Source organism: Micromonospora sp. RP3T (genome assembly GCF_003027925.1).
In the GTDB taxonomy this organism is placed as follows: domain Bacteria; phylum Actinomycetota; class Actinomycetes; order Mycobacteriales; family Micromonosporaceae; genus Micromonospora.
The window spans coordinates 85,866-107,303 of record NZ_PYPS01000022.1; the positions used below are offsets into that span (position 1 = coordinate 85,866).

25 protein-coding genes are annotated in these 21,438 nt (G+C 74.7%); 12 read left to right on the forward strand and 13 right to left on the reverse strand.

What is annotated here, in order from left to right; genetic code table 11:
• Window positions 1-10: 10 nt before the first annotated feature.
• Complete coding sequence (locus C8054_RS18745; protein ID WP_107158099.1) at window positions 11-1,243, forward strand: SLC13 family permease; 1,233 nt, start codon at window positions 11-13, stop codon at window positions 1,241-1,243.
• A 326-nt stretch (window positions 1,244-1,569) separates the two neighbouring features.
• Here C8054_RS18745 and C8054_RS18750 read toward each other — a convergent pair whose 3' ends face one another.
• Window positions 1,570-2,004, reverse strand: coding sequence for a hypothetical protein (locus C8054_RS18750; RefSeq protein WP_107158100.1), 435 nt, complete (start codon window positions 2,002-2,004; stop codon window positions 1,570-1,572).
• The gene (locus tag C8054_RS18755) at window positions 1,997-3,316 is read right to left on the reverse strand and encodes a molybdopterin-dependent oxidoreductase (protein WP_107158101.1); all 1,320 of its coding nucleotides are present in this window, start codon (window positions 3,314-3,316) and stop codon (window positions 1,997-1,999) included. The genes C8054_RS18750 and C8054_RS18755 overlap by 8 nt, the downstream gene beginning before the upstream one ends.
• A 144-nt stretch (window positions 3,317-3,460) precedes the next feature.
• Here C8054_RS18755 and C8054_RS18760 point away from each other — a divergent pair, with 144 nt between their 5' ends.
• Window positions 3,461-4,531, forward strand: coding sequence for an NAD-dependent epimerase/dehydratase family protein (locus C8054_RS18760; protein WP_107158102.1), 1,071 nt, complete (start codon window positions 3,461-3,463; stop codon window positions 4,529-4,531).
• A 28-nt stretch (window positions 4,532-4,559) separates the two neighbouring features.
• Here the strand turns inward: C8054_RS18760 and C8054_RS18765 are convergent, their stop codons facing one another.
• On the reverse strand, window positions 4,560-6,008 hold the full coding sequence (locus C8054_RS18765) for a hypothetical protein (protein ID WP_107158103.1): 1,449 nt from the start codon (window positions 6,006-6,008) through the stop codon (window positions 4,560-4,562).
• Between the two features lie 145 nt (window positions 6,009-6,153).
• Between C8054_RS18765 and C8054_RS18770 the strand changes: the two genes are divergently transcribed.
• Genes C8054_RS18770 through C8054_RS18780 form a run of 3 tightly spaced genes read left to right on the forward strand, consistent with a single transcriptional unit; the run spans window position 6,154 to window position 8,239 of the window.
• A complete protein-coding gene (locus C8054_RS18770) occupies window positions 6,154-6,828 on the forward strand; it encodes a glycosyltransferase family 2 protein (RefSeq protein ID WP_107158104.1) in 675 nt (224 codons plus the stop codon).
• Window positions 6,825-7,532 (forward strand): DUF2064 domain-containing protein, encoded by a 708-nt coding sequence (locus tag C8054_RS18775; RefSeq protein WP_107158105.1) that lies wholly within the window; start codon window positions 6,825-6,827, stop codon window positions 7,530-7,532. The genes C8054_RS18770 and C8054_RS18775 overlap by 4 nt, the downstream gene beginning before the upstream one ends.
• Window positions 7,529-8,239 (forward strand): methyltransferase domain-containing protein, encoded by a 711-nt coding sequence (locus C8054_RS18780; RefSeq protein WP_107158106.1) that lies wholly within the window; start codon window positions 7,529-7,531, stop codon window positions 8,237-8,239. Before C8054_RS18775 ends, C8054_RS18780 begins: the two co-directional genes overlap by 4 nt.
• A gap of 52 nt (window positions 8,240-8,291) precedes the next feature.
• On the opposite strand, the gene C8054_RS18785 is transcribed toward C8054_RS18780, so the two are convergent.
• Window positions 8,292-8,711 (reverse strand): helix-turn-helix domain-containing protein, encoded by a 420-nt coding sequence (locus tag C8054_RS18785; RefSeq protein ID WP_107158107.1) that lies wholly within the window; start codon window positions 8,709-8,711, stop codon window positions 8,292-8,294.
• 75 nt (window positions 8,712-8,786) lie between these two features.
• On the opposite strand from C8054_RS18785, the gene C8054_RS18790 reads away from it, so the two are divergent.
• Both C8054_RS18790 and C8054_RS18795 read left to right on the forward strand, forming a co-directional pair.
• Window positions 8,787-9,701: an SDR family NAD(P)-dependent oxidoreductase gene (locus C8054_RS18790; RefSeq protein ID WP_107158108.1), complete on the forward strand. Its 915-nt coding sequence runs from the start codon at window positions 8,787-8,789 to the stop codon at window positions 9,699-9,701.
• A gap of 263 nt (window positions 9,702-9,964) precedes the next feature.
• Window positions 9,965-10,858 carry a GNAT family N-acetyltransferase gene (locus C8054_RS18795; RefSeq protein ID WP_107158109.1) on the forward strand — a complete coding sequence of 298 codons (894 nt, stop codon included), beginning with the start codon at window positions 9,965-9,967 and terminating at the stop codon, window positions 10,856-10,858.
• Window positions 10,859-10,864: 6 nt separating this feature from the next.
• Here the strand turns inward: C8054_RS18795 and sigJ are convergent, their stop codons facing one another.
• On the reverse strand, window positions 10,865-11,740 hold the full coding sequence (sigJ, locus tag C8054_RS18800) for an RNA polymerase sigma factor SigJ (protein WP_107158110.1): 876 nt from the start codon (window positions 11,738-11,740) through the stop codon (window positions 10,865-10,867).
• Between the two features lie 132 nt (window positions 11,741-11,872).
• Between sigJ and C8054_RS18805 the strand changes: the two genes are divergently transcribed.
• The gene (locus C8054_RS18805; RefSeq protein WP_107158111.1) at window positions 11,873-12,652 is read left to right on the forward strand and encodes an SDR family oxidoreductase; all 780 of its coding nucleotides are present in this window, start codon (window positions 11,873-11,875) and stop codon (window positions 12,650-12,652) included.
• On the opposite strand, the gene C8054_RS18810 is transcribed toward C8054_RS18805, so the two are convergent.
• The 7 genes from C8054_RS18810 to C8054_RS18840 all read right to left on the reverse strand — a co-directional run bounded on the left by C8054_RS18810 (window position 12,643) and on the right by C8054_RS18840 (window position 18,544).
• Window positions 12,643-13,047: a VOC family protein gene (locus C8054_RS18810; RefSeq protein ID WP_107158112.1), complete on the reverse strand. Its 405-nt coding sequence runs from the start codon at window positions 13,045-13,047 to the stop codon at window positions 12,643-12,645. The genes C8054_RS18805 and C8054_RS18810 overlap by 10 nt on opposite strands.
• Window positions 13,048-13,083: 36 nt before the next feature.
• Entirely contained in the window at window positions 13,084-13,980 is an 897-nt protein-coding gene (locus C8054_RS18815; protein WP_233219716.1) for an inositol monophosphatase family protein, read from the reverse strand.
• A 21-nt stretch (window positions 13,981-14,001) separates the two neighbouring features.
• Window positions 14,002-14,655, reverse strand: a complete 654-nt coding sequence (locus C8054_RS18820) for a hypothetical protein (protein ID WP_107158114.1) — start codon at window positions 14,653-14,655, stop codon at window positions 14,002-14,004.
• Window positions 14,652-15,662 (reverse strand): hypothetical protein, encoded by a 1,011-nt coding sequence (locus C8054_RS18825; protein ID WP_107158115.1) that lies wholly within the window; start codon window positions 15,660-15,662, stop codon window positions 14,652-14,654. Before C8054_RS18825 ends, C8054_RS18820 begins: the two co-directional genes overlap by 4 nt.
• A gap of 43 nt (window positions 15,663-15,705) precedes the next feature.
• On the reverse strand, window positions 15,706-16,494 hold the full coding sequence (locus C8054_RS18830) for a class I SAM-dependent methyltransferase (RefSeq protein ID WP_107158116.1): 789 nt from the start codon (window positions 16,492-16,494) through the stop codon (window positions 15,706-15,708).
• A gap of 140 nt (window positions 16,495-16,634) precedes the next feature.
• Window positions 16,635-17,573 carry an LpqB family beta-propeller domain-containing protein gene (locus tag C8054_RS18835; protein ID WP_107158117.1) on the reverse strand — a complete coding sequence of 313 codons (939 nt, stop codon included), beginning with the start codon at window positions 17,571-17,573 and terminating at the stop codon, window positions 16,635-16,637.
• Window positions 17,570-18,544, reverse strand: a complete 975-nt coding sequence (locus tag C8054_RS18840) for an LpqB family beta-propeller domain-containing protein (RefSeq protein WP_107158118.1) — start codon at window positions 18,542-18,544, stop codon at window positions 17,570-17,572. Before C8054_RS18840 ends, C8054_RS18835 begins: the two co-directional genes overlap by 4 nt.
• A 139-nt stretch (window positions 18,545-18,683) precedes the next feature.
• Between C8054_RS18840 and C8054_RS18845 the strand changes: the two genes are divergently transcribed.
• The 4 genes from C8054_RS18845 to C8054_RS32315 are packed head-to-tail and all read left to right on the forward strand — an operon-like array spanning window position 18,684 to window position 20,182.
• Entirely contained in the window at window positions 18,684-19,277 is a 594-nt protein-coding gene (locus tag C8054_RS18845; protein WP_107158119.1) for an HD domain-containing protein, read from the forward strand.
• A 46-nt stretch (window positions 19,278-19,323) separates the two neighbouring features.
• Window positions 19,324-19,803 (forward strand): DUF2975 domain-containing protein, encoded by a 480-nt coding sequence (locus C8054_RS18850; RefSeq protein WP_107158120.1) that lies wholly within the window; start codon window positions 19,324-19,326, stop codon window positions 19,801-19,803.
• The gene (locus C8054_RS18855; protein ID WP_107158121.1) at window positions 19,803-20,021 is read left to right on the forward strand and encodes a helix-turn-helix transcriptional regulator; all 219 of its coding nucleotides are present in this window, start codon (window positions 19,803-19,805) and stop codon (window positions 20,019-20,021) included. The genes C8054_RS18850 and C8054_RS18855 overlap by 1 nt, the downstream gene beginning before the upstream one ends.
• The gene (locus C8054_RS32315) at window positions 20,018-20,182 is read left to right on the forward strand and encodes a hypothetical protein (RefSeq protein WP_199199839.1); all 165 of its coding nucleotides are present in this window, start codon (window positions 20,018-20,020) and stop codon (window positions 20,180-20,182) included. The genes C8054_RS18855 and C8054_RS32315 overlap by 4 nt, the downstream gene beginning before the upstream one ends.
• Before the next feature lie 32 nt (window positions 20,183-20,214).
• Here the strand turns inward: C8054_RS32315 and C8054_RS18860 are convergent, their stop codons facing one another.
• A complete protein-coding gene (locus C8054_RS18860; protein WP_107158122.1) occupies window positions 20,215-21,414 on the reverse strand; it encodes an RtcB family protein in 1,200 nt (399 codons plus the stop codon).
• Window positions 21,415-21,438: the final 24 nt, after the last annotated feature.

The following is a 21,438-nucleotide window of genomic DNA, read 5'->3' on the forward strand; positions in this document are numbered from 1 at the left end:
ATCGTCGTTCGTGGAGACCGTCGGCGATCCGCCGTCCGCCGCGCCGGACCGATCCCGTCGGAGCCGGCTGCACGTGCTCGACTGGATCGCGATCGGGCTGGCCGTGGTCGGTGTGCTCTGCGTGCTCTCCGGCCTGCTCCCGCGCGCCGACGCCGAGGCCACCGTACGCCGGATCGTGCCCATTCTGATCTTTCTCGGCACGGTGGTGGTGCTGGCCGAGCTGACCGCGGTGGCCGGCGTGTTCGACGCGCTCGCCGCCCGGGTGGCGATCACCGCGCGGGGCAGCTTCCGGGCGCTGTTCTGGCTCTGCGTCGGTTTCGCCTCGGTCACCACCGTCGCGCTCAACCTGGACACCACCGCGGTGCTGCTGACGCCGGTGATGATCGCGCTGGCCCGGACGCTGAACGTGCCGCCGACGCCGCTGGCCATGACCACGGTCTGGCTGGCCAACACCGCGAGCCTGCTGCTGCCGGTGTCCAACCTGACCAACATCCTGGCCAGCGACCGGATCGGCCTGGCCCCGGTGCCGTGGGCGGCCCGGATGTGGTGGCCGCAGCTCGTCGCCATCGCGGTCACCATGCTGCTGCTGTGGTGGTGGTACTGGCGACCGGCCCGCGCCGGGGCCGACCCGTTCGTCCCGCCGCCGCCGTACGTGGCGCCGGACCGGCTGCTCTACCGCACCGCGCTGGCCGCCTGCCTGCTCTTCGTCGGCGGCGTCCTGGCCGGGGTGGAGATCGGCGTCGCCTCCGGGGTGGCCGCCGCGATCGTCGTGGCCGGCTTCGCGGCACGCGCCCGGCACCGGCTGCGGCCGGCGCTGGTGCCGTGGCGGCTGCTGGTGTTCGTCACCGGCCTGTTCCTGGTGGTACAGACCATCGGCCGGCACGGCCTGGACGGCGTGATGGGCGCGCTGATCGGTGCCGATCCGGGCGCGGAGGGGGCGCTGCGGGCGGGCGCGGTCGGCGCGCTGTTCAGCAACGTGGTCAACAACCTGCCCGCGTACGTGGCCGGCGAGGCGGTGATCGCCGCCGACCGGCACACCCAACTGCTGGCGCTGCTGATCGGCACGAACGTGGGTCCGCTGGCCACGCCGTGGGCGTCGCTGGCCACGCTGATCTGGTACGAGCGGTGCCGGGCGGCCGGCGTGGCGGTGCCGCTGGGCCGGTTCGTGGCGACCAGCGCCGCGCTGGCCGCTCTCGCCACGGCGGGCACGGTGGCCGCGCTGCTGATCGGCCCCGGCGCCTGACCCGTCCCTCTCCTCCGGCGGCCCGCCCGGCCCGCTCGGCCCGGTGCTGCCCGGCTCGGTGCTGCCCGGCCGTTCGGACGGCCTCGGCCCGCTCGGGCGACTGAAGAGATACACGGCGTCACCGTGGGTAACGACGGGGAACAGTGCATGCGGTACCAGCGATATACCGCAGAGGCATAATTATGCCTCTGCGGTATATCGCTTCACCGGACGATGCCGAGGCGTCGCGACACGCCGGCCAGCCGCTGAGCACCCGCAGCCAGTGGAACCGCTCGCCCTGCCGGGCAGCACCGGGCATACCCCCGCCAGCCCGGGTCGCCTCGCGGTCAGCGTCCACGGTGGCGCAGCCGACGGACCGCATAGAGCAGCGCGCTCGCGGCGAACAGCACGGCGCTGACCGCCAGCCAGCGTCGCAGCAGCGGTTCGGGCGTCAGCCCGGTGGCCGCCGAGTACGTGCCGTCCCCCAGCCCGAGCACGCCCGGCAGATAGACCAGCAGCAGAAGCCCCGAGCCGAGCGCCGGCACCCGCACGTGGTTGCGCACCGCCGGGCCGGCGCGCCGCAGCAGCCGGTCGAGGGTCGCGTACGCCGGGAACAGCACCAGGTCGTGGGCGACCACCGCGCCGACGAACCAGAGCAGCATCCGCCCCGCGGTCGGCTCGCCGGCCAGCCGCAGCGCGATCCAGCCGGTCACCGCGAAGCAACCGACCAGGAGCGCCAGGTGCCACCACGCCGCGCCGTACGCCCGCCGCAGCTCAGCCATCGAACTCGATCCCCTCGACCCACTTGGTGCAGTGCACGCCGGGCAGCGCCGGCACGATGATCCGGGCCGGGAAGCCGTGGTCCGGGCTCAGGTCGACGCCGTTGACCCGCAACGCGAGCAGCGCGTCCGGGTCGCTGACCTGGCCGCCGTGCAGGGTGGCCCGGCTGAACAGCCCGCCGCGTTCCAGCGAACGGACCCGTGCCGTGGCCGGCTCCGCGGCGCCGACCAGCGCGGCGAGGTCCCGCAGGCGTACCCCGGTCCAGGTCTGCGACGTCGACCAGCCCTCCACGCAGGCGATCGGCAGCGTGGCGGTGTGCTGCGGCAGCGCGAGCAGCCGGTCGCGGTCGAGCGTTTCCGTCCGGTCGCCGGCGCGCACCGTCAGCCGCCAGCCCGACCCGGTCCGGTCCGGCGTGACGCCGGCCGCGGCGGCGGTGCGGTTGACCGGGAAACCGGTCGGCCCGTCGCCGATCCGCCGGCCGCGCGGCAGCAGCAGCGCGGTCCCCCGCAACGCGTCCACGCCCTGCCCCACGGTCAGCGCGGCCAGCAGCAACGCGCCGCCGCCGGCCAGCGCCAGCACGCCGCGCCGGCTCATCGTCGCCGGGCCGGGGCGGCGGGCCACCAGGCCGTCCGGGTCCGCCGGCTCCGGCCGGGTCCGGGCCAGCGGGGTACGCGCGAAGCCCGGCCCGCGCAGCGCGGTCACCAGCCGGGGCAGCTTGACGGCCACGTGCACCACCAGCGCCACCGTGAAGATCCAGGCGCCGTACCAGTGCGCGGTGTAGAAGTCGAAGCCGAACAGGTACGTGTACTGCACGTTGAGCAGCCCGGTGGCGCTCTGGAACAGGATGCCGCCGACCAGCAGCAGCAACGACAGCCGTTCCAGCACCTGCGCGACGGAACGGGCGGGTGGCCAGGCGAACAGCTTCGGCACCACCGACCAGAGCTTGGCCAGCACCACCGGCACCAGCACGATCCCGAGCGTCACGTGCAGCCCCTGGGTGACCCGGAACAGCCACGCCGGCCGGGTCGGCCAGTCGAACACCGGCGGGTGCAGCCACCCCACGTCCCGGGGGAACGCCTGGTCGAAGCGGGGGCCGTAGGCGATCCAGTCGAGCAGCCCGGTGACGATCACCAGCGGCAGGGTGGCCAGCAGCACGGCGCCCAGCACGGAGGTCAGCCACGGTCCGCGTACCGGGCTGCGCCAGGCGCGGTCGACCGCGTCGACGCCCGGGGGACGGTGCCGGTCCAGGGCGCGCCAGAGCCGGGCCGGCGCGGCGTACGCCGGCTCGACCGGCGGTGGGGCGTCGGTGGTCACGCGATGGGACGCTAGACGCCGCCGGCGGCCCGCGACGGCGTTTGCCGCATTACCGAAGCCTTACCGCCGTCGTCCCTTACGGACCGCTGACGTCGGACGTGAACCGGCCGCCGACCCGGCCCGGGTGCCCTAGCGTGGGCCGGTATGCGGGTACTGCTCACCGGCGCGGCCGGCTTCATCGGATCGCAGATCGCCGACCTGCTGGCGGCCGAGGGCCACGAGCCGGTCTGCCTGGACGCGCTGCTGCCGCAGGCACACGGCGGCTCGCTGCCGGAGTGGTCCCGGCGGCACGACCCGACCGTCGGCGACGTCCGTGACGCCGGACTGCTGGACCGGCTGCTGTCCGGCGTGGACGCGGTCTGCCACCAGGCGGCCATGGTCGGGCACGGGCTCGACCCGTCCGACGCGCCGGACTACGCCGGGCACAACGACCTCGGCACGGCGGTGCTGCTGGCCGCCATGCACCGCGCCGGGGTACGCCGGCTGGTGCTGGCCAGCTCGATGGTGGTCTACGGCGAGGGGCGCTACACCTGTGCCCGGCACGGCGTGGTGCGTCCCGCCCCGCGCCGCGCCGCCGATCTGGCCGCCGGCCGCTACGACCCGACCTGCCCCGGCTGCGGCGACCCGCTCACCCCGGCGCTGGTGCCCGAGGACGCGCCGCTGGAGCCGCGCAGCACGTACGCGGCCAGCAAACTCGCCCAGGAGCACTACGCCGCGGCGTGGGCCCGGCAGACCGGCGGCGGCGTGTGGGCGCTGCGCTACCACAACGTCTACGGTCCCCGGATGCCCCGCGACACCCCGTACGCCGGGGTGGCCTCGCTGTTCCGCTCGGCGCTGGCCGCCGGTCGCGCCCCGGTGGTGCTGGAGGACGGCCGGCAGCGGCGGGACTTCGTGCACGTCACGGACGTGGCGCGGGCGAACCTGCTGGCGTTGACCGCGCCGCCGCCGGACGGCCTGGTGCCGGTGAACGTCTGCTCCGGCGAGCCGCACACCGTGGGCGACCTGGCGACCGCGCTGGCCGAGGCCATGGGCGGCCCGTCGCCGGAGATCGCCGGCGGCGCGCGGGCGGCCGACGTCCGGCACGTGGTGGCCGACCCGACCCGCGCCCGCGACCTGCTCGGCTACACCGCCCGGGTCACCTTCACCGACGGCGTCAAGGCCTTCGCCACCGATCCGCTCCGCTCCCCCGCCGCCCTCTCCCCCCAACCCGCCTGACCGGCCTGCCCTCCGGCGCGGGTTGGGGTCAGGAGACGGTGAGGAGGAGGTGGTTGACGAGGAGGGCGGTCACGGCCTGGGCGGCGAGCCAGCGGCGGTGGGTCGATGGGGGCAGGTGCGCGGCGGCGACGAGCAGCAAGACCACGAACGGCAGCCAGATCCGCTCCACCTCGGCCTTGCTCATCCCCGACAGGTCGGCGGCGGCCACCACCAGCGCGGCGGCGGCCGGTAGCAGCACCGTCGGCCCGAGCCCGACCAGCCGCCCGGTCCACCCGGTCCACCCGGTCCGTCCTGTCCACCCGGTCCGTCCGGTCCACCCGGGGCGGTGAATGCCGGCCGGGCCGGTCGCGAGCCAGGCGGCGCGCGCCGCGACGACGGTCCGGCGCAGTGCCGGCCCGAGCACCGGCCCGGCGGAGAGCAGCAGCGCGGCCAGGTTCGCCCACACCCAGTACGCGTACGGGCGGTCGGCCGCCCAGCCCTGGTAGTAGCGCTCGACGACCCGGTCGTACCCCTCCCACCAGCGGAAACCGGAGAGCACGAACAGCGCCGTGACGGCCGCGACGCCGGCGGTCGCGGCGAGCAGGGCGGCCCGGCGGCGGTCGGGCCGCAACGCCAACACGGTCACCGCCAGCGCGCCGACCAGCACGAACCCGTACGACAGGTGCAGCGCGAAGCCGAGCAGCAGACCGCCGGCCAGCGCGGCGAGCGGTCCGCGTACCGCCAGCAGCGCGAGCCCGGCGGCGACCACGCCGGTGAACACCGCGTCTCCGGAGGCACCCAGCCAGACCGCGCCGGGCAGCAGCACCAGGAACGGCAGCACGGCCCGGGCCGCGTCGGCGGCGCCCAACGCGCGCAGCGTGACCGGCACGGAGACCACCACTGTCGCGCCGACCAGCACGCAGCACAGCGCGGCGGCGGCGCCCCCGCCCAGCCCGACCCGGTCCAGCCAGACGAAGACCAGCAGCGCGCCCGGCGGATGCCCGGCGGTGTGGGTGGACCAGGAGTCGGGCTGGAAGTCCACGATGCGGTCGGTGAAGCCGGCCAGCATGCGGGGAACGTCGGTCACCCCGGGCACCTCGTGCAGGTACTCCGCCTGCGGTGTCAACCGTCGCGTCAGCCCGGCCGTCCAGCCGTCCACCAGGGCCAGCGCCAGCGTCCACGCCACCGCGGCCAGCCAGCCGACGGCCAGCAGCGGCCCCCATCGGGCGGTCCGGGCCCAGCGCAGTCCCGGTCCGAGCACGACGAGCGCGACGAACGCCGCGAGCGGCGTACCCCAACCGGCGTGCGGACGCCAGGTGGCGTAGAGCGGCGCCGCGTCGGCGTGCAGGCCCACGCCACGCCGGTTGAGCACCAGGCCGACCACGACGGCGGCGGCGAGCAGCGCCGCCTCGACCGCGACCACGACCAGGTCGCCCCGGTGCGGGGAGCCGGTCCGGTCCGCGGCGGGGTCGCGACGCAGGGTGGGTGCGGATCTCATGACGACCGCACGGTACGGGGGGCCGGGGCGGGCCGGGACCGCAACCGCCGGCCCGTCACGGGATGGTAAGAAATGCCTGCTCGTAACGGTTCCGTAAGCACGATCGAGGGCTCGTCCGGGTGGCGGTCGGCCTAGCGTCGGCGGCATGCGGACACAGATCGACGTGGTGCTGCCGTGCCTGGACGAGGCCGCCGCCCTGCCCGGCGTGCTGAACGCGCTACCGCCGGGCTACCGGGCGATCGTGGTGGACAACGGCTCCCGGGACGGCTCGCCCGAGGTGGCGGCCCGGCACGGCGCCCGGGTGGTACGCGAACCGCGTCGCGGTTACGGCGCGGCCGTGCACACCGGGCTGGAGGCCGCCGGGACGGAGCTGGTCTGCGTCCTGGACGCGGACGGCTCGTTCGACCCGGCGGAGCTGCCGGCGCTCGTCGCCCCGGTCGCGGCCGGCACGGCCGACCTGGCGGTGGGACGTCGCCGGCCGGTGTCGGCCGGCGCCTGGCCGTGGCACGCGCGGGCCGGGACCGCGCTGGTCGCCGCGCTGCTCCGGCAGCGTGGGGTGCCGCTGCGTGACCTCAGCCCGATCCGGGTGGCCCGCCGCGAGTCGTTGCTGGCGCTCGGCGTCACCGACCGGGCGTTCGGCTATCCGTTGGAGCTGATGATCCGGGCGGCGGCGGCCGGCTGGCGGATCCACGAGCACGACGTCCGCTACGCCCCGCGCGCCGCCGGCACGAAGTCCAAGGTGTCCGGCTCGGTACGCGGCACGGTCCGGGCCACCCGTGACTTCCTCACCGTGCTGCGCAGTGTGGACGGCCGACGGTGACCGTCCTGCTGGTGGTGGCGAAGGCCCCGGTGCCGGGGGCGGTGAAGACGCGGCTCTGCCCACCGGCCACCCCGGCGCAGGCGGCCCGGATCGCCGCCGCCGCGCTGCGCGACACGCTGGACGCGGTCGCCGCCACCGAAGGCGTGACGCCGGTGCTGGCGCTGGCCGGGCACCTCGCCGACGCCGAGGACGGCGCGGACCTCGCCACCACGGTCGCCGGCTGGCCGGTGCTGCCGCAGCGGGGCGACGGCCTCGCCGAGCGGCTGGCCCACGCGCACGCCGACGTGGCGCACGCGTACCCGGGGCGGCCGGTGCTCCAGATCGGCATGGACACCCCGCAGGTGACGCCGGTGCTGCTCGCCGACGGCGTACGCCGGTTGGCCGCGCCCGGTGTCGACGCGGTGCTCGGCCCGGCGGCGGACGGCGGCTGGTGGGCACTGGGGTTGCGTGACCCGCGTCGGGCGGCGGCGCTGCGCGCGGTGCCGATGTCCACCGCCGAGACCGGGCGGCTCACCTACGCGGCGTTGTGCGACGCGGGCCTGCGGGTGGGTGCCCTGCCCACGCTGCGCGACGTGGACGACTGGGTCGACGCCCGCGCGGTGGCCCGGGGCGCGCCCGACGGCCGGTTCGCCCGCGAGGTGGCCGCGCTGCGACCCGCCCTGGTGGCGGTGTCGCCCGATCGTCGACCGAAGGCGGTTCGATGAGCGCCGGCCCCGCGAGCGCGACAACCGGGCCGGGCCTGCGGGCCCGCCAGTCGCCGACCGGGACCGGCCCGGCGAGCGCGACCGGTGTGGACGCCTTCGGCATCGCGCTGCGCGAGCGCGTCGGCAGTCACTGGCTGGTGCAGGCCGACGGGGTTCGCCGGCGGCTGCCGGTGGAACGGTGGCACGGCCCGGCGGAAGCGGCGACCGCCGCGGTGGTGGCCCGCTGCCACGGCCCGGCGTTGGACCTGGGGTGCGGGCCGGGCCGGCTCACCGCGGCGCTCGCCCGGGCCGGTCTGGCCGCGCTCGGCGTCGACGTCTGCCCGCGGGCGGTGGCGTTGACCCGGGCGCGCGGCGCGGTCGCGGTGCGCGCCGACCTGTTCGACCCGCTGCCGGCCGAGGGCCGGTGGCGGCACGTGGTGCTGTTGGACGGCAACATCGGCATCGGCGGCGACCCGGCGCGGCTGCTGCGGCGGTGCCGGGAGCTGCTGCACCCGGACGGCACCGTGCTGGTCGAGGTGGACCCGCCCGGCAGCGGCGCCTGGCAGGGCCGGGCGCACGTGGTCTCCGGCCGGCGGCGAGGGCCCAGTTTCGGCTGGGCGCGGCTGGACACCCGGGCGGTGCACGGCCCGGCCACGGCCGCCGGGCTGTCCGTGCGGGACCTGCGCTCGGCGGGCGGCCGGTGGTTCGCCGAGCTGGCCGTGGCCTGACCGCCGATCCCCGCGCGGTGGAGCGGCGCTACGGCCGCTCATGCGCCGCCCGTCAGCTGGTACGGGGCGGGAGGTTGTTGACGCGTCTGCTGGCCGCGATGGCTGGTTGATGCTCGACGGCCCATCTGGCCAGGCCCGACAGCGGCTCCAACAGGGATCTGCCGAGGGGTGTGAGGCGGTACTCGACACTGGGCGGGATCGTCGCGAAGACCTTCCGGTGGACCAGTCCGTCCTTCTCCAACCCGCGCAGCGTACGGGTGAGCATGCGCTGACTGATGGCCTCGATGCCGCGGCGAAGTTCGTTGAACCGATGCGGTCGCTGCCCGAGCAGGACCACCACGAGCACTGTCCACTTGTCCCCGATGCGGCGCAGGACGTCGGTCACCGGGCACTGATCGTGCTCGTCCCCGGGCACCGGGCTCGGCAACGGGGTGTCGAGTGGGGCAGGCACACCGGTGTTCGCTGCTGACATCAAACTGCCTTCTTCCGCGATCCAGCGGGGTTACCGATGATGGGGGTACTTACCAAGAGTAACCAGGGAGAAGAGATGGCCACCCATCACGACGGCGCCGGCCCCGATGCGGCAGCGCGGGGCCGGACCGTTGTCGTCACCGGAGGCAGCGACGGCATGGGACGAGGCATCGTGCTCGGCCGCGCGGCACGCGGCGACCGGGTCCTCGCGATCGGGAGCAACCCGGCCAAGGGCGAGTCCCTGCTCGCCGAGGCCACGGCGTCCGAGGCCGGTGACCGGGTCGAGTTCCTGGCCGCCGACCTCAGCACGATCGCCGGCAACCAGGCGGTGATCGATCATGTCGCGGCCACCTACCGGACCGTCGACGGCTTGGTGCTGGCGGCGAACCGCCAGTCTCCTCAGCGCGTCGAGACCAGCGACGGATTCGAATCGACCTTCGCTCTCTACTACCTGAGCCGCTACCTCCTGGGCCACGGCCTGATGCCCGCGCTGTCGATCGCTTCACAGCCGGTGATTGTCAACATCGCCGGCGTCGGACTCACCTCCGGAAAGATCAACTGGGACGATCTGCAACTGCGGACCCGATATCGCACCATCGCGGCGCAACTCCAGGCAGCACGTGCCAACGATCTCCTGGGAGTGGCGATGGCGGGCCGGTTCGGTGAGCGGGTTCCCTACGTTCTCTACCACCCCGGGTTCACCCGCAGCGGCGATTCCGTGATGGAGCAGGTCAACCCCCTGGTTCGTACCGTCATCAAGACTCTCGCCTCGGTTGCCGCCCGGCCCGTGGCACGGGCGGTCGCACCGGTGCACGAGTTTCTCGACTCGCCACCCACGGCCCCGTTGACGGCAGTCGACCGCGGCAGGCCCGTGCCGCTCGACCTGAAGACCCTCGACCCCGTCGCAGCGCGACGCCTCGCCGACGTGACCGAACAGATCCTGGCCGCGGCCGATCCGACACGGGTCACGCGCAGGGACGGCACCCGGTGAGCCGGGCTGGCACACCCGGCGGCGGCACGTGGCAGGGGCAGGCGCGCGTGGTCTCCGGCCGGCGCCTGGGGCCCAGCTTCGGCTGGGCCGACTGGACACCCGGGCGGCGCACGGCCCCCGGCCACGGCCGCCGGGCTGTCCGAGCGGGACCTGCATCCGACGGGCGGCGAGTGGTTCGCCGAGCTGGCCGTGGCCTGAACGCCGGTTCCGGCACGGTGGAAAACCGCTGCGGTCGCTCATGCGCCATCCGCTAGCGTGCCCGCATGACCGCCACCCTGCACTTCTGCACCGATCCGGGAGAGTTCCTCGAGGCTGCCGGCGGCCACCTGGCCGCGGAGCCGGTGGTCAACACCGTGGTCGCCACCGTGGCGCACCGGATGGCGGCCCGCCGGGCCGAGGGGGACGAGGTGCCGGCGGACGATTGGTGGCTGGTGGTCCGGGACGCCTCGGGCGCGGTGGTCGGCGCGGGGATGCGTACCGCGCCGTTCCCGCCGCGTCCGCCGTTCCTGCTGCCGATGCCGGCGGAGGCGGCCGTCGCGTTGGCCCGGGCCTGGCACGAACGCGGCGAGACGGTGTCGGCGATCAACGGCGCACTGCCGGCCGCGCGGGACTGCGCCGCCGAGGTGGCGCGGCTCGGCGGCGGCCGGGTCGAGGTGGCCCAGCACACCCGGCTGCACGAACTCGACGCGCTGGTGCCTCCCACGCCGGCGGCCGGCGCGTTGACGGTCGCCGGAGAGGACCACGTCGACCTGGTCGAGGCCTGGTTCGGCGCGTTCCTGGCGGACGCCGACGAGCAGGCGGGCCGACCACGCGGTGCCAGTGCCCACGAGGCACCCGACCGGGCCGACCTGCTCCACCGCATCAGGGGCGGCCGGGTCTGGTTCTGGACCGACGAGGCGGGCCGGCCGGTGCACCTGACCGCCGCGAATCCCCCGGCTTTCGGTGTCGCCCGGGTGGGACCGGTCTACACGCCACCGGAGCAGCGCGGGCGGGGATGGGCCGGCAACGCGGTCGCGGAGGTCAGCCGGCGGCTGCGGGCCGACGGCAGCCGGGTGTGTCTCTTCACCGACCAGGCGAACCCGACGTCGAACCGGCTCTACGCCCGCCTCGGCTTCCGGCCGCTGGTCGACATGGCCAACCTGGTGGTGGCCCCCTGACGCCGCTCAGTCGGCGAGGCCGAGCGCGGCCAGCCGGTGCGGGTCGGCGATCACGTCCACGGCGGCGATCCGGCCGCCGGTGACCGTGAACGCCATCACCGACAGCGGTCGGCCGCCGGCGCCGACCAGCACGCCGGCGGCGCCGTTGACCAGCACCGGCCGGGCGTACGGGAAGAGCCGGCCGAACGTGGTGGCCTGGGCGGCGACCTCGGTCGCGCCGGTGAGCACGGTGGTGTGCCGGGCGCGGGCGGTCCCGCCGTCGGAGCGGAGCACCACGTCCGGGTGCAGCACCGCGATCAGCGCCTCGAAGTCGCCCTCGCGGGCGGCGGTCAGGAACGCGTCCACCACCGCCCGTTGGCGGGCCAGGTCCGGGTCCGGGGCGGGCGCCCGGCCGCGTACCCGACGCCGGGCCCGACTGGCGAGCTGCCGGGCCGCCGTCGGTGAGCGGCCGACAAGTGGGGCGATCTCGTCGAACGGCACCCCGAACATGTCGTGCAGCACGAACGCGAGCCGCTCGGTCGGGTTGAGCGTGTCCAGCACCACCAGCAGCGCGAGCCCCACCGAGTCGGCGAGCACCACGGCGTGGGCCGGGTCCGCGTCCGGCGGCGTCTCGACGATCGGGTCGGGCAGGCGTACGTCCAGCGGATCCTCCCGGCGGGCGGCACGGGAGCGCAGCGTGTTCAGGCTGATCCGGGCCACCACCGTGGTCAGCCACGCGTCCAGGTTGTCGATCGTGTCGACGTCGGCGCGCGCCAGCCGCAGCCAGGTCTCCTGCACGGCGTCCTCGGCCTCGGTCAGCGAGCCGAGCAGCCGGTAGGCCACCGCGCGCAGGCGGGGCCGTTCCCGCTCGAACCGCGCCGCCGGTCCGGTGGTCCCGTCCATCGTGGCCTCCCTCTCGCTCACCGTTGCGACCCGGGACGCCCCGACGATGTGACGACAGGTGACGCCGGTCACATCGGTCACGTCGGACGGTCTCCCCGGGTCGGTACGGCAACCGACCCGTGGAGGACGATCATGCAGGCACCCATCCTGGTCACCGGCGGCACCGGCACGCTCGGCCGGCACGTCGTACCGCTGCTGCGCGCGGCCGGCCACCCGGTCCGGGTGCTCAGCCGCCGCGGCGGCGCACCGGGCGACGGTGTCACCCACGTGACCGCCGACCTGCTCGCCGACAGCGACCTCGAACCGGCGGTACGCGGCGCGGCGACCGTGCTGCACCTCGCCGGCGGCGCCAAGGGCGACGACCGGGCGACCGCCAACCTGGTCCGCGCCGCCCGGCGCGCCGACGTGACGCACCTGGTGCACGTCTCCGTCATCGGCGCGGACCGGGTGCCGCTGGCCTGGCTGCGGTCCAAGCACGACGCCGAACGCGCGGTCGCCGACTCCGGCCTGCCGTGGACGGTGCTGCGCGCCGCGCAGTTCCACGACCTGGTGCTGACCATGCTGACCACGATGACGAAGCTGCCGATGGTGCCGGTCCCCGGTGGCCTGCGGCTGCAACCGGTGGACGCCGCCGAGGTGGCCGCGCGGCTGGTCGACCTGACGCTCGGCGCGCCCGCCGGCCTGGTGCCCGATCTGGCCGGCCCGGCCACGCACGGCCTCGACGAGCTGCTGGCCGGCTACCTGGCGGCCACCGGGCGGCGCCGGTTGCGACTGCCGGTGCGGCTGCCCGGGCGGGCCGGGCGGGTGTACCGGGAGGGGGCGAACCTGGCCCGGCCGGGCGCGACCCGGGGCGTGCGGACCTGGGACGAGTTCCTGGCCGGGCGACTGCGGTCCGGCGCGGGTCAGCCCTGACGGGCCGGCGGGTGGAACTGCTCGAACATGACCTCGTAGCCGTCCGGATCGAGCCCGTAGAAGATGCGCGCCCAGCCCACGTCCTCCGGCTCCAGCGTCACCGGCAGCCCTTCGTCGCGCCAGAGCGCGTACGTGGCGTCCAGGTCCGGAGTGGGCACGGTGAGCACCACACCGAGACCGGGCGGACCGTCCTTGGTGGCGCGTTCCCGCTCGGCGTTGTGGTGCCCGTGCCGGTGCAGGTCGGACAGGATCAGCCAGGTGTGGCCGAACGTGAGGTAGCGCAGGTGCGGCTGGTCGGGTTGCGGGATCTGCCGGAAGCCGAGTCGCTGGTAGAGCCGGTGCGAGCGGTCCAGGTCGCGGACCCGGAGACCGAGCTTGAGCTGTCTGGCGGCCATCGGCGCGACGCTACCGGATTCCGCTGGCGCCCCGGTTCACCAGCCGACCGTGCCGAGGCTGATCGGGGTGAGCTGGCGGACCTGCGGCTCGATCCACTGCGCCGCGGTGACCAGTTTGACCAGCCGGTCGATCGTCTCCGGTGGGCCGGCGACGAAACTGCGCCGGTCGGCCGGGCAACCGTAGCGGTCGTCGAACGGGCCGCCGTCGAGCGCGCGTACCACCATGCCGGCCTCGGCGGCCAGCAGCAGCCCGGCCGGCAGGTCGACCGCCTCCGGGCGGTAGCCGACGATGCCGTCGATGTCGCCCCGGGCCAGCATCACCCAGGACAGCAGCGGCGCCCACAGTTGCAGCACCCGGCGGGCGGTGGTGTCGAGGACGACCTTCAACGCCCGGGCGGTGCTGTCGTCGCGGCGTACGCCGTGGCCCTGGGTCCAGGCCAGCACCGGCGCGGCCGGCACCGGCCGGTGGGCGGTACGCAGCGGACGGCCGGCCGGGTCCGCACCGTGCACGAACGCGCCGTGTCCGCGCAGCGCGGACCAGGTCCGGCCGGTGACCGGGTCGTGCACCACGCCGAGCACCGGCGAGCCGCGTTCACACAACGCGATGCCCACCACGTACGCCGGCAGGCCGATCGCCACGTTGTTGGTGCCGTCGAGCGGGTCGACCAGCCACGCCCAGGTGGTGTCCGGGGCGTACTCGCCGCCCTCCTCGGCGATCACCCCGTGCTCCGGCCAGCGGGCCCGGATCCGGTCGACGATCAACCGCTCGGCGGCCAGGTCGAGGTCGGTGACCAGGTCACCGGAGTCGTCCTTGGCCCGGGCGTGCACCTCGCCCCGGATGCCCCGGCGCAGCAGTCGGCCGGCCGCCCGGGCGGCGTCCACCGCGAACCGGTGCGCGTCGCGCAGGTCGGGCCCGCCTCTGTTCGGCTCCACGTCCACGGCTCCTCCAGCCAGTCAGCCCCGTGCCACCAGTCGCGCGATCTCCCGCGCCATCCGCGCGGTCTCCGCCGCGTCGCAGCGGTCCCGGCGGACCCGGTGGCTGCGCCCGTCCACCGCGCCGAGGCTCAGGTCGCACGCGCCGGGTGTGGTCCGGCCGAGCGCCACGGTCACCGCGGGCATGCCGGCGGCCACCTCCGAGGTGTGGAAGCCACCGGCGCGCAGCGCGTACGAGTCGCCGGCGGTGTGCGTCTCCACGGTGGCGGTCATCGCGGTGACCAGACGGTCGGTGGCGGCCACCTCGTCGACCTCGCCGAGGCTGTGCACCTCGTAGATCCGCCAGGAGGGGTCGGCGGGCGCGTCGGTGACGTCGATCAGCTCGTTGCGGACCGTGCCGTGCAGCACGTGGCTGAGCAGGTCCCAGCTGTGCGAGTGCATGGCCGAGGTGGTGGGGCGCACCGGCGGCGGGTCGGCCGGCCAGGCGTGCACGCAGATCCCGTCGGGGCCGTCGCGCTCCACCGGCAGGCAGGTGAAGCCGAGCGGGTGCCGGACCGCCCGCAGTGGTCGCCGCCCGTCGGCGACGTCGGCGAGCACGTGCAGCACCCAGTCGCGCAGCAGCTCCGGCCGGGTGCCCCGGTCGATCTCGCGGGCCAGGTCGGCGTAGCTGGTCATGCGTACGGGTTCCTCGCCTGGAGGGCCTTGCGCACGATCTCGCCGACCTCCCGGTCCCCGAAGGACCGGGGCAGCGTCAGCCCGAGCGCGGCGAGCAGCCGGCGGACCTGTTCGACGGACGGCTCGTCGTCGAGGCGCACCTGCCCGGCGGACTCGATCGGCACCCGGCGGCTCTGCCGGCGGCTGTAGTCGAGTTCGATGTTGAACCGGTTGTAGTAGACCTCGCCACGGTCGATGCGCAGCGCCGGCGTCTGCGGGTTCTCCTGGGTGATGACCACACAGGAGGAGGAGAGGTCGTAGCGGAACGTGGTCATCTGCGCGGAGAGCCGGATGTCGACGGTGAGCAGGCCGGAGCGTTGCATGTGCCAGCAGGCGGCGAGCACCGTCGCGTACGACTCCTTGCGGGTGCGGTCGACCGTCCACGGTTCCTTCGGCTCGGTCGGCTCGTCGGCTTCCAGGCTGCGCCGGAACCACGCGTACCGCTCGCAGACCTCCTCGTCGGTCGGGTCGATGATCTCGATGGCGAGGCTGAGCGTGGCGTTGCGGCGGCGGGCGTGTTTCAGGCACTCGGGCAGCGTGACGGCGCGCAGGTAGGTGCCGGTGCCGCCCTTGAAGTGCCACTGGTCGGTGTGCTGCCGGGCCTCGTCGAGCGCCTGGCCGACCTCGCTGCCGTGCAGCACCCGGACCATGGAGGCGCTCTGGATCGCCTCCCGGGAGCGGGTCAGCGCGCCCTCCGGGCCGGTGAGCGCGGCCATCGGCGGGACGAGGTCGGTGAGCCGGGCCCGGACGTCCACCATGACCTGCCGGACCTCCTGCTCGGCGGTCCGGCGACGCAGCCGGTCGCGCAGCACCGCCTGGGCGAGCAGGCCGAGGACCAGCAGGATGGCGCTGTTGACCACGTCCTGGCTGACGGTGTTGGTCAGGCCGAGGACGGCGACCGTGACGGCCAGCAGCAGACCGATGAACGCGTCGAGATTGCTGACGACCCAGCCGAGCAGGCGCGCCATGACATCCCCCGGTCGACGACGGAGCCTCCATGATAGCCCTTTGTCAATGCGCGATCACGCCCCGTTTCGCCGGTGGCGGCGGTGTGCCGCGTCGCCGGGCGGCGCAGATCAGCGACCCGCCGAGACCCGGCGCGGCCCGGGCCAGCCACCGCGAGGCGATCCAGCGTCCGCCCGGCAGCCGCCAGCCGACCTCGTTGGAGCGCATCGCCAGCGGGAGGAACCCGGCGCGACGCAGCGTGCGCCGCAGCAGCGACGCGGTGAACGGGCGGATGTGCAGCCAGAGGTAGGGATGCAGCGGGTCGACCTGGCGCGGCGCCCGGCCGGCGAGGAAGGCCAGCCGGTCCTGCACCGGGGCCAGGTTGGGGGTGGTGAGCACCAACAGGCCGTCCGGAGCCAGCACGCGGTGGCACTCCCGCAGCAACGCCAGCGGGTCGTAGACGTGTTCGATCAGCTCGCCGGCGAGCAGCCCGGCGAAGCTGCCCGCCCGGAACGGCAGGCCCCGGGTGGCGTCCAGGCAGACCGGCAGCGCCGGCCCGCCGGCCGCCCGCCGGGCGGTGCCCAGCGCCGTCTCGGCCATGTCGGCCAGCACGAGCGGGCCGGGCAGCGCGGCCGGGTCGAGCATGCCGCGCGACCCGCAGCCCAGCTCCAGCACCGGTCCGTCGCCGGTCACCCCGTCGGCCATCAGCCGGGCCGCGACGGCGCGGCGCACCCGGTGGTACGGGTCGTCGACGTACCCGTCGACCTGCGCGCCGTCGTGGTAGCTGTGATGGTTGGCGTGCCGGCCGTGCGCCTGCGCGCGGTGCGCCGAAGTCCCGGTCGGCGGCTCGGCCATCGCACCCTCCACAGCGGTCGCCGGCCCCGTCGGCGGCGTCCACCCCAAGCCTCGCACCGCGCGCGCCCGGTTGCCGGGATCTTCACCCCGGATACACCGACGCGGCGGCCGTGGTCCGGCCGCCGCGTCGTCCGGGCGGGTCAGATGGCCCGCGCCCAGTCCACCCGGGAGGAGTCGTCGTACTCGTCGCCGGGGATCCACCACGGCTCGCCGAAGCCGCTGGTGAAGACGATGATGTTGCCGCCGTCGGGTTCCGGGTTGGTGGGCGGCACCGACAGCGCCGCGCAGTAGCGCCCGTCCGGGGAGAACACCGGCGACTGGAAGAAGCGCGGTTCGTCGGTGAGCCGCTTCAGACCGGTGCCGTCGACGCGCACCGAGCCGAGCGAGCCGCCGAAGACGTCGACGTCGCGGGTCCAGTGGTTGCTCACGAACACCACCCGGCCGGTGTCCGGGGTGAAGACCGGCCAGCCGAACAACTCGCCCGGGTCGGGCTGGTAGATCCGCCGCACCTTGCCGGTGGCCAGCTCCAGGGTCCGCAGTTGGCGCCCCTCGGACCGGCTCGACCACTCCATCACGATCAGCGAGCCGTCGCGGGACCAGTTCGGTCGCGCCATGTCGTGGCCCGCGACGAGGACGCGGCGAGCGCCGGTGGCCACGTTCACCGCGATCAACGTGGACCGGTCGACAAGCAGCGCGATCTCGGTGCCGTCCGGGGACCAGGTCGGCCACTCGTAGTGGACGCCGAACGGATCGGTGATCAGCGTGCGACTCTCCCCGGTGACCCGGTCGTGGACGTCGAGGGTGGGGTCGAAGGCGGGGCCGGGCTTCTGACCGAGGACGGCCAGGTGGCGGCCGTCCGGTGAGGCGGTCGCGGCGTTGCCCTGGGAGAGCAGCACCTGCGGGGTGGTCCGGCCGGGGTTGATCTGGAGCACGCCGGGGCCGGTGACGATCCACGGCCCGTTCACCACGTCGGCGGCGGCCGGCGCACCGGCGACCAGCCCTCCGGCCAGGCCGGTCGCGGCGGCGGCGCCGGTGAGCGCGGCGGCGCGCAGCAGGGCACGACGGTTCATCGCGCTCATGCGGGCACCTCCGTGGTGAGCGCCCGGGCCCAGTCCAGCCGGGAGGAGTCGTCGTACTCGTCGCCGGGGATCCACCACGGCTCACCGAAGCCGCTGGTGGAGACGATGATGTTGCCGCCGTCGGGCTCGGTGTTCTCCGGCGGGATGGACAGCGCCGCGCAGTACCGGCCGTCCGGGGAGAAGACCGGCGACAGGTAGAACCGCGGTTGGTCGGTGAGCTGCTTCAACCCGGTGCCGCCGAGCCGCACCGACGCCAGGGACTGGTTGTAGGTGTCCCGGTCGGGATACCAGCGGGTGGTGCAGAACACCACGCGCTGGGAGTCGGGCGTGAACACCGGCCCGCTGACCCGCTCTCCCGCCTGCGGCGCGTAGAGCCGCCGGACGGTGCCGGTCGCCAGCTCCAGCACCCGCAACTGCCAGCCCTCGGAGCGGCTGAGCCAGTGCAGGACGATCATGGAGCCGTCGCGGGACCAGTCCGGGTCCCGCATGACGTGCCCCTGGGCCAGCACCCGGGCGGCGCCGGTCGCCACGTCGACCGCGATCAGCGTGTCGTCCTGCGCGCCGGTGACCAGGGCGATCTCCCGGCCGTCCGGCGACCAGGTGGGCGCGCCGTAGTGCACCCCGAACGGGTCGGCGAGCAGCGTGCGCCGCTGCCCGGTGACCCGGTCGTACACCGCCACATACGGCTCCAGCGTGCCGTCGCCGGACCGGGCGGTGTTCACCCAGGCCACGTACCGGCCGTCCGGTGAGGTCTTGGCGTTGTCGCCGTCCTCCAGCAGCCACCGCGGGGTGGTGCGGCCCGGGTCGACCTGGCGCACGCCCCAGCCGACGCTGACCAGCCACGGCCCGTTGACGATCTCGGCGGCGGCGGCCGGTGTCGCGGCGGCCGTCCCGCCGGCCAGCCCGGTCGCGGCGGCGGCGCCGGTCAGCGCGGCGGCGCGCAGCAGGGTACGACGAGTCAACTCGATCATGTGAAATCCCCCGTGGTAGACATCGCTCCACCCTCCTGACCGGACGAACGCGCCGGGATCGGGCGAGCGGACCGTTCACCGTCGGCCACTCGGTCAGGACCCGGAGTGAGCGGCGTTGACGCCCGGTACCCTCGCCCCGGTGACCTCCGACGCGTTGCGCCGCGCCCTGACCGAACCGGGCGACCCGCCGCTGCTCCCGCTGCCCGGGGTGGCGGTCGAGCTGCTGGCCGCCCTGTCCGCGCCGCCCCGGCTCGGCGCGCACCTGCGGCTGGTGCACGACGTCGCCTGGCACCTCACCGCCGCGTTCGCCGAACGTTTCGCCGCGGTGCCGTTCGACCGGCAGGCGGTGCTCTTCGGTGCCGCGGTGCACGACCTCGGCAAGGTCGAGCACCCGGCCGAGCTGACCGGTCCCGGCTCCGCGCACGAGGAGGCGGGCTACCAGTTGCTGCTGCGCTTCGGCGTGCCCGAGGAGCGGGCCCGCTTCGCGGTCACCCACGCCGCCTGGCACTCCCCCGGCGTGCAGTTGGAGGATCTGCTGGTCAGCCTCGCCGACAAGGTGTGGAAGGGCCGCCGGGTCACCGACCTGGAGCAGCTCGTGGTGGACCGGCTCGCCGACATCACCGGGCAGGCGCCCTGGCAGACGTTCCTGGACCTCGACGACGTGCTCGCCGACCTGGCCGCCGGCGCGGACCACCGGCTCGCCTTCCAGGCCGAGCATCCGGTGCACGACTGACCCTGAACCGATTGACTTTCGATAGCTTCCGAGCGATAGTCGATTCATGGTGACTACCGAGCGTGCGGTGACCGCACTGCGTGCCTTCCTCGTCCTGCTGTTCGGCATTCTGCTGCTGTTCCAGACCATGTCGTTGCCGGGCCAGTTCGCGCACCTGGCCCGGGAGGATCCGGAGATGGCGTACCTGCGCTGGCCGGCCACCGCCGTGACCGTGTTCTGGGTCCTCTGCGTGCAGGTGGTGATCGTGTGCACCTGGCAGCTGCTCACCCTGGTCCGCACCGACCGCATCTTCACCGAGGCGTCCCTGGCCTGGGTCGACGGGATCGTCTGGGCCGTCGCCGCCGCCTGGGCGAGCCTGGTCGCCGTCTTCGGATACGTCGGGTTCCACGCGGACGACCCGGGGCTGCCGCTGCTGCTGTTCCTGCTCACCACCGGCGTCAGCGTGCTCGGGCTGCTGATGGTGGTGATGCGCGCGCTGCTGCGGCAGGCCACCACGCTGCGCACCGACATGGAAGCGGTGATCTGATGCCCATCGTCGTCCGCATCGACGTCGAGCTGGCCAAACGCAAGATGAGCGTCGGCGAGTTCGCCGAGCGGGTCGGGCTCACCCCGGCCAACGTCGCGGTGCTGAAGAACGGCCGCGCCAAGGCCGTCCGCTTCAGCACCCTGGAGGCCATGTGCCGGGTCCTCGACTGCCAACCCGGCGACCTGCTCGAATGGGTCGCCGACGGGGAGGAGGCATGAGACACGCACTCACCGCCCTGGCGGTCCTCGCCGTCGCGCTCGGCGTCGCCGGCTTCGGGTACGGGGAAGTCGACGACTCCCCCGGCCTCCAGCTCCTGTCCGCGCTGCTCGTCATCGGCGCGGTCGCCGTCGCCGTGCGCGTCGCCCGGCGTACCCGGTAGGGCCGGCGCCCCCTCGACGCCGGCCCCGCCGGTCAACCCTTCACGCAGACGACCTGCTTGAGGTGGGCGACCACCTCGACCAGGTCCTCCTGCTGGGCCATCACCTCGGTGATGTCCTTGTAGGCGGCCGGGATCTCGTCGACCACACCGGCGTCCTTGCGGCACTCCACGCCGGCGGTCTGCGCGGCCAGGTCGGCCGTGCTGAACGTCCGCTTCGCCTGCCCCCGCGACATCCGCCGCCCCGCGCCGTGCGACGCCGAGCAGTACGCGTCGAGGTTGCCCTTGCCCCGCACGACGTACGAGCCGGTGCCCATCGAGCCGGGAATGATGCCCAGGTCGCCGTCGCCGGCCCGGATCGCACCCTTCCGCGTCACCAGCACCTCCACCCCGTCGTACCGCTCCTCCGCCACGTAGTTGTGGTGGCAGGAGATCGGCTCGTCGTAGCCGACCCGCGGGAACGCGTCCCGGACCACCTGGCAGAGCAGCGCCAGCATGACCGCCCGGTTGCGCCGCGCGTACTCCTGCGCCCACCACAGGTCCCGGCGGTAGGCGTCCATCTCAGGCGTGCCGGACAGGAACACCGCCAGGTCACGGTCGGGCAGGTCGGTGTTGTGCGGCAGGCCGCGCGCCACCGCCATGTGCCGCTCGGCCAGCTCCTTGCCGATGTTGCGGGAACCGGAGTGCAGCATCAGCCAGACCCGGCCGTCGTCCGGGCCGCCCTGCTCCAGGCATACCTCGATGAAGTGGTTGCCGCCGCCGAGCGTGCCGAGCTGCCGCTGGGCCCGCGTCTCGAGCTGCGCCACCCTCCGGTCGAGCGTGCCGAACCGACGCCAGAAGTCGACCCAGCCGGCCTGCTCCAGACCCCGGACCCGACGCGGGTCGACCGCGTCGTCGCGCATCGCGAACCCGACCGGGATCGCCGCCTCGATCGCCGACCGCAGCGGCCCGAGGTCGTCGGGCAGGTCGGCGGCGGTGAGCGAGGTGCGCACCGCGGACATGCCGCAGCCGATGTCCACGCCGACCGCGGCCGGCGAGACGGCCTGCCGCATCGCGATGACCGAGCCGACCGTCGCGCCCTTGCCGAAGTGCACGTCCGGCATCACCGCGACGCCCTGCACCCAGGGCAGCGCGCCGATGTTACGCAGCTGCCGGGCCGCCTGCGCCTCGATCGCGTACGGATCGGTCCAGACCCGGACCGGCGCCCGGGTACCGGCCAGGGGGGTGAAACCCATGATCGTCTCCTTGTTCGTGGGATG

Bases quoted from the DNA above. Each gene is read 5' to 3' on its own strand.
- C8054_RS18750 (WP_107158100.1), bottom strand. From the start codon at position 2,004: ATGGCTGAGCTGCGGCGGGCGTACGGCGCGGCGTGGTGGCACCTGGCG.
- C8054_RS18760 (WP_107158102.1), top strand. From the start codon at position 3,461: ATGCGGGTACTGCTCACCGGCGCGGCCGGCTTCATCGGATCGCAGATC.
- C8054_RS18765 (WP_107158103.1), bottom strand. From the start codon at position 6,008: ATGAGATCCGCACCCACCCTGCGTCGCGACCCCGCCGCGGACCGGACC.
- C8054_RS18770 (WP_107158104.1), top strand. From the start codon at position 6,154: ATGCGGACACAGATCGACGTGGTGCTGCCGTGCCTGGACGAGGCCGCC.
- C8054_RS18780 (WP_107158106.1), top strand. From the start codon at position 7,529: ATGAGCGCCGGCCCCGCGAGCGCGACAACCGGGCCGGGCCTGCGGGCC.
- C8054_RS18785 (WP_107158107.1), bottom strand. From the start codon at position 8,711: ATGTCAGCAGCGAACACCGGTGTGCCTGCCCCACTCGACACCCCGTTG.
- C8054_RS18790 (WP_107158108.1), top strand. From the start codon at position 8,787: ATGGCCACCCATCACGACGGCGCCGGCCCCGATGCGGCAGCGCGGGGC.
- C8054_RS18795 (WP_107158109.1), top strand. From the start codon at position 9,965: ATGACCGCCACCCTGCACTTCTGCACCGATCCGGGAGAGTTCCTCGAG.
- sigJ (WP_107158110.1), bottom strand. From the start codon at position 11,740: ATGGACGGGACCACCGGACCGGCGGCGCGGTTCGAGCGGGAACGGCCC.
- C8054_RS18805 (WP_107158111.1), top strand. From the start codon at position 11,873: ATGCAGGCACCCATCCTGGTCACCGGCGGCACCGGCACGCTCGGCCGG.
- C8054_RS18810 (WP_107158112.1), bottom strand. From the start codon at position 13,047: ATGGCCGCCAGACAGCTCAAGCTCGGTCTCCGGGTCCGCGACCTGGAC.
- C8054_RS18820 (WP_107158114.1), bottom strand. From the start codon at position 14,655: ATGACCAGCTACGCCGACCTGGCCCGCGAGATCGACCGGGGCACCCGG.
- C8054_RS18825 (WP_107158115.1), bottom strand. From the start codon at position 15,662: ATGGCGCGCCTGCTCGGCTGGGTCGTCAGCAATCTCGACGCGTTCATC.
- C8054_RS18830 (WP_107158116.1), bottom strand. From the start codon at position 16,494: ATGGCCGAGCCGCCGACCGGGACTTCGGCGCACCGCGCGCAGGCGCAC.
- C8054_RS18835 (WP_107158117.1), bottom strand. From the start codon at position 17,573: ATGAGCGCGATGAACCGTCGTGCCCTGCTGCGCGCCGCCGCGCTCACC.
- C8054_RS18840 (WP_107158118.1), bottom strand. From the start codon at position 18,544: ATGATCGAGTTGACTCGTCGTACCCTGCTGCGCGCCGCCGCGCTGACC.
- C8054_RS18850 (WP_107158120.1), top strand. From the start codon at position 19,324: ATGGTGACTACCGAGCGTGCGGTGACCGCACTGCGTGCCTTCCTCGTC.
- C8054_RS18855 (WP_107158121.1), top strand. From the start codon at position 19,803: ATGCCCATCGTCGTCCGCATCGACGTCGAGCTGGCCAAACGCAAGATG.
- C8054_RS32315 (WP_199199839.1), top strand. From the start codon at position 20,018: ATGAGACACGCACTCACCGCCCTGGCGGTCCTCGCCGTCGCGCTCGGC.
- C8054_RS18860 (WP_107158122.1), bottom strand. From the start codon at position 21,414: ATGGGTTTCACCCCCCTGGCCGGTACCCGGGCGCCGGTCCGGGTCTGG.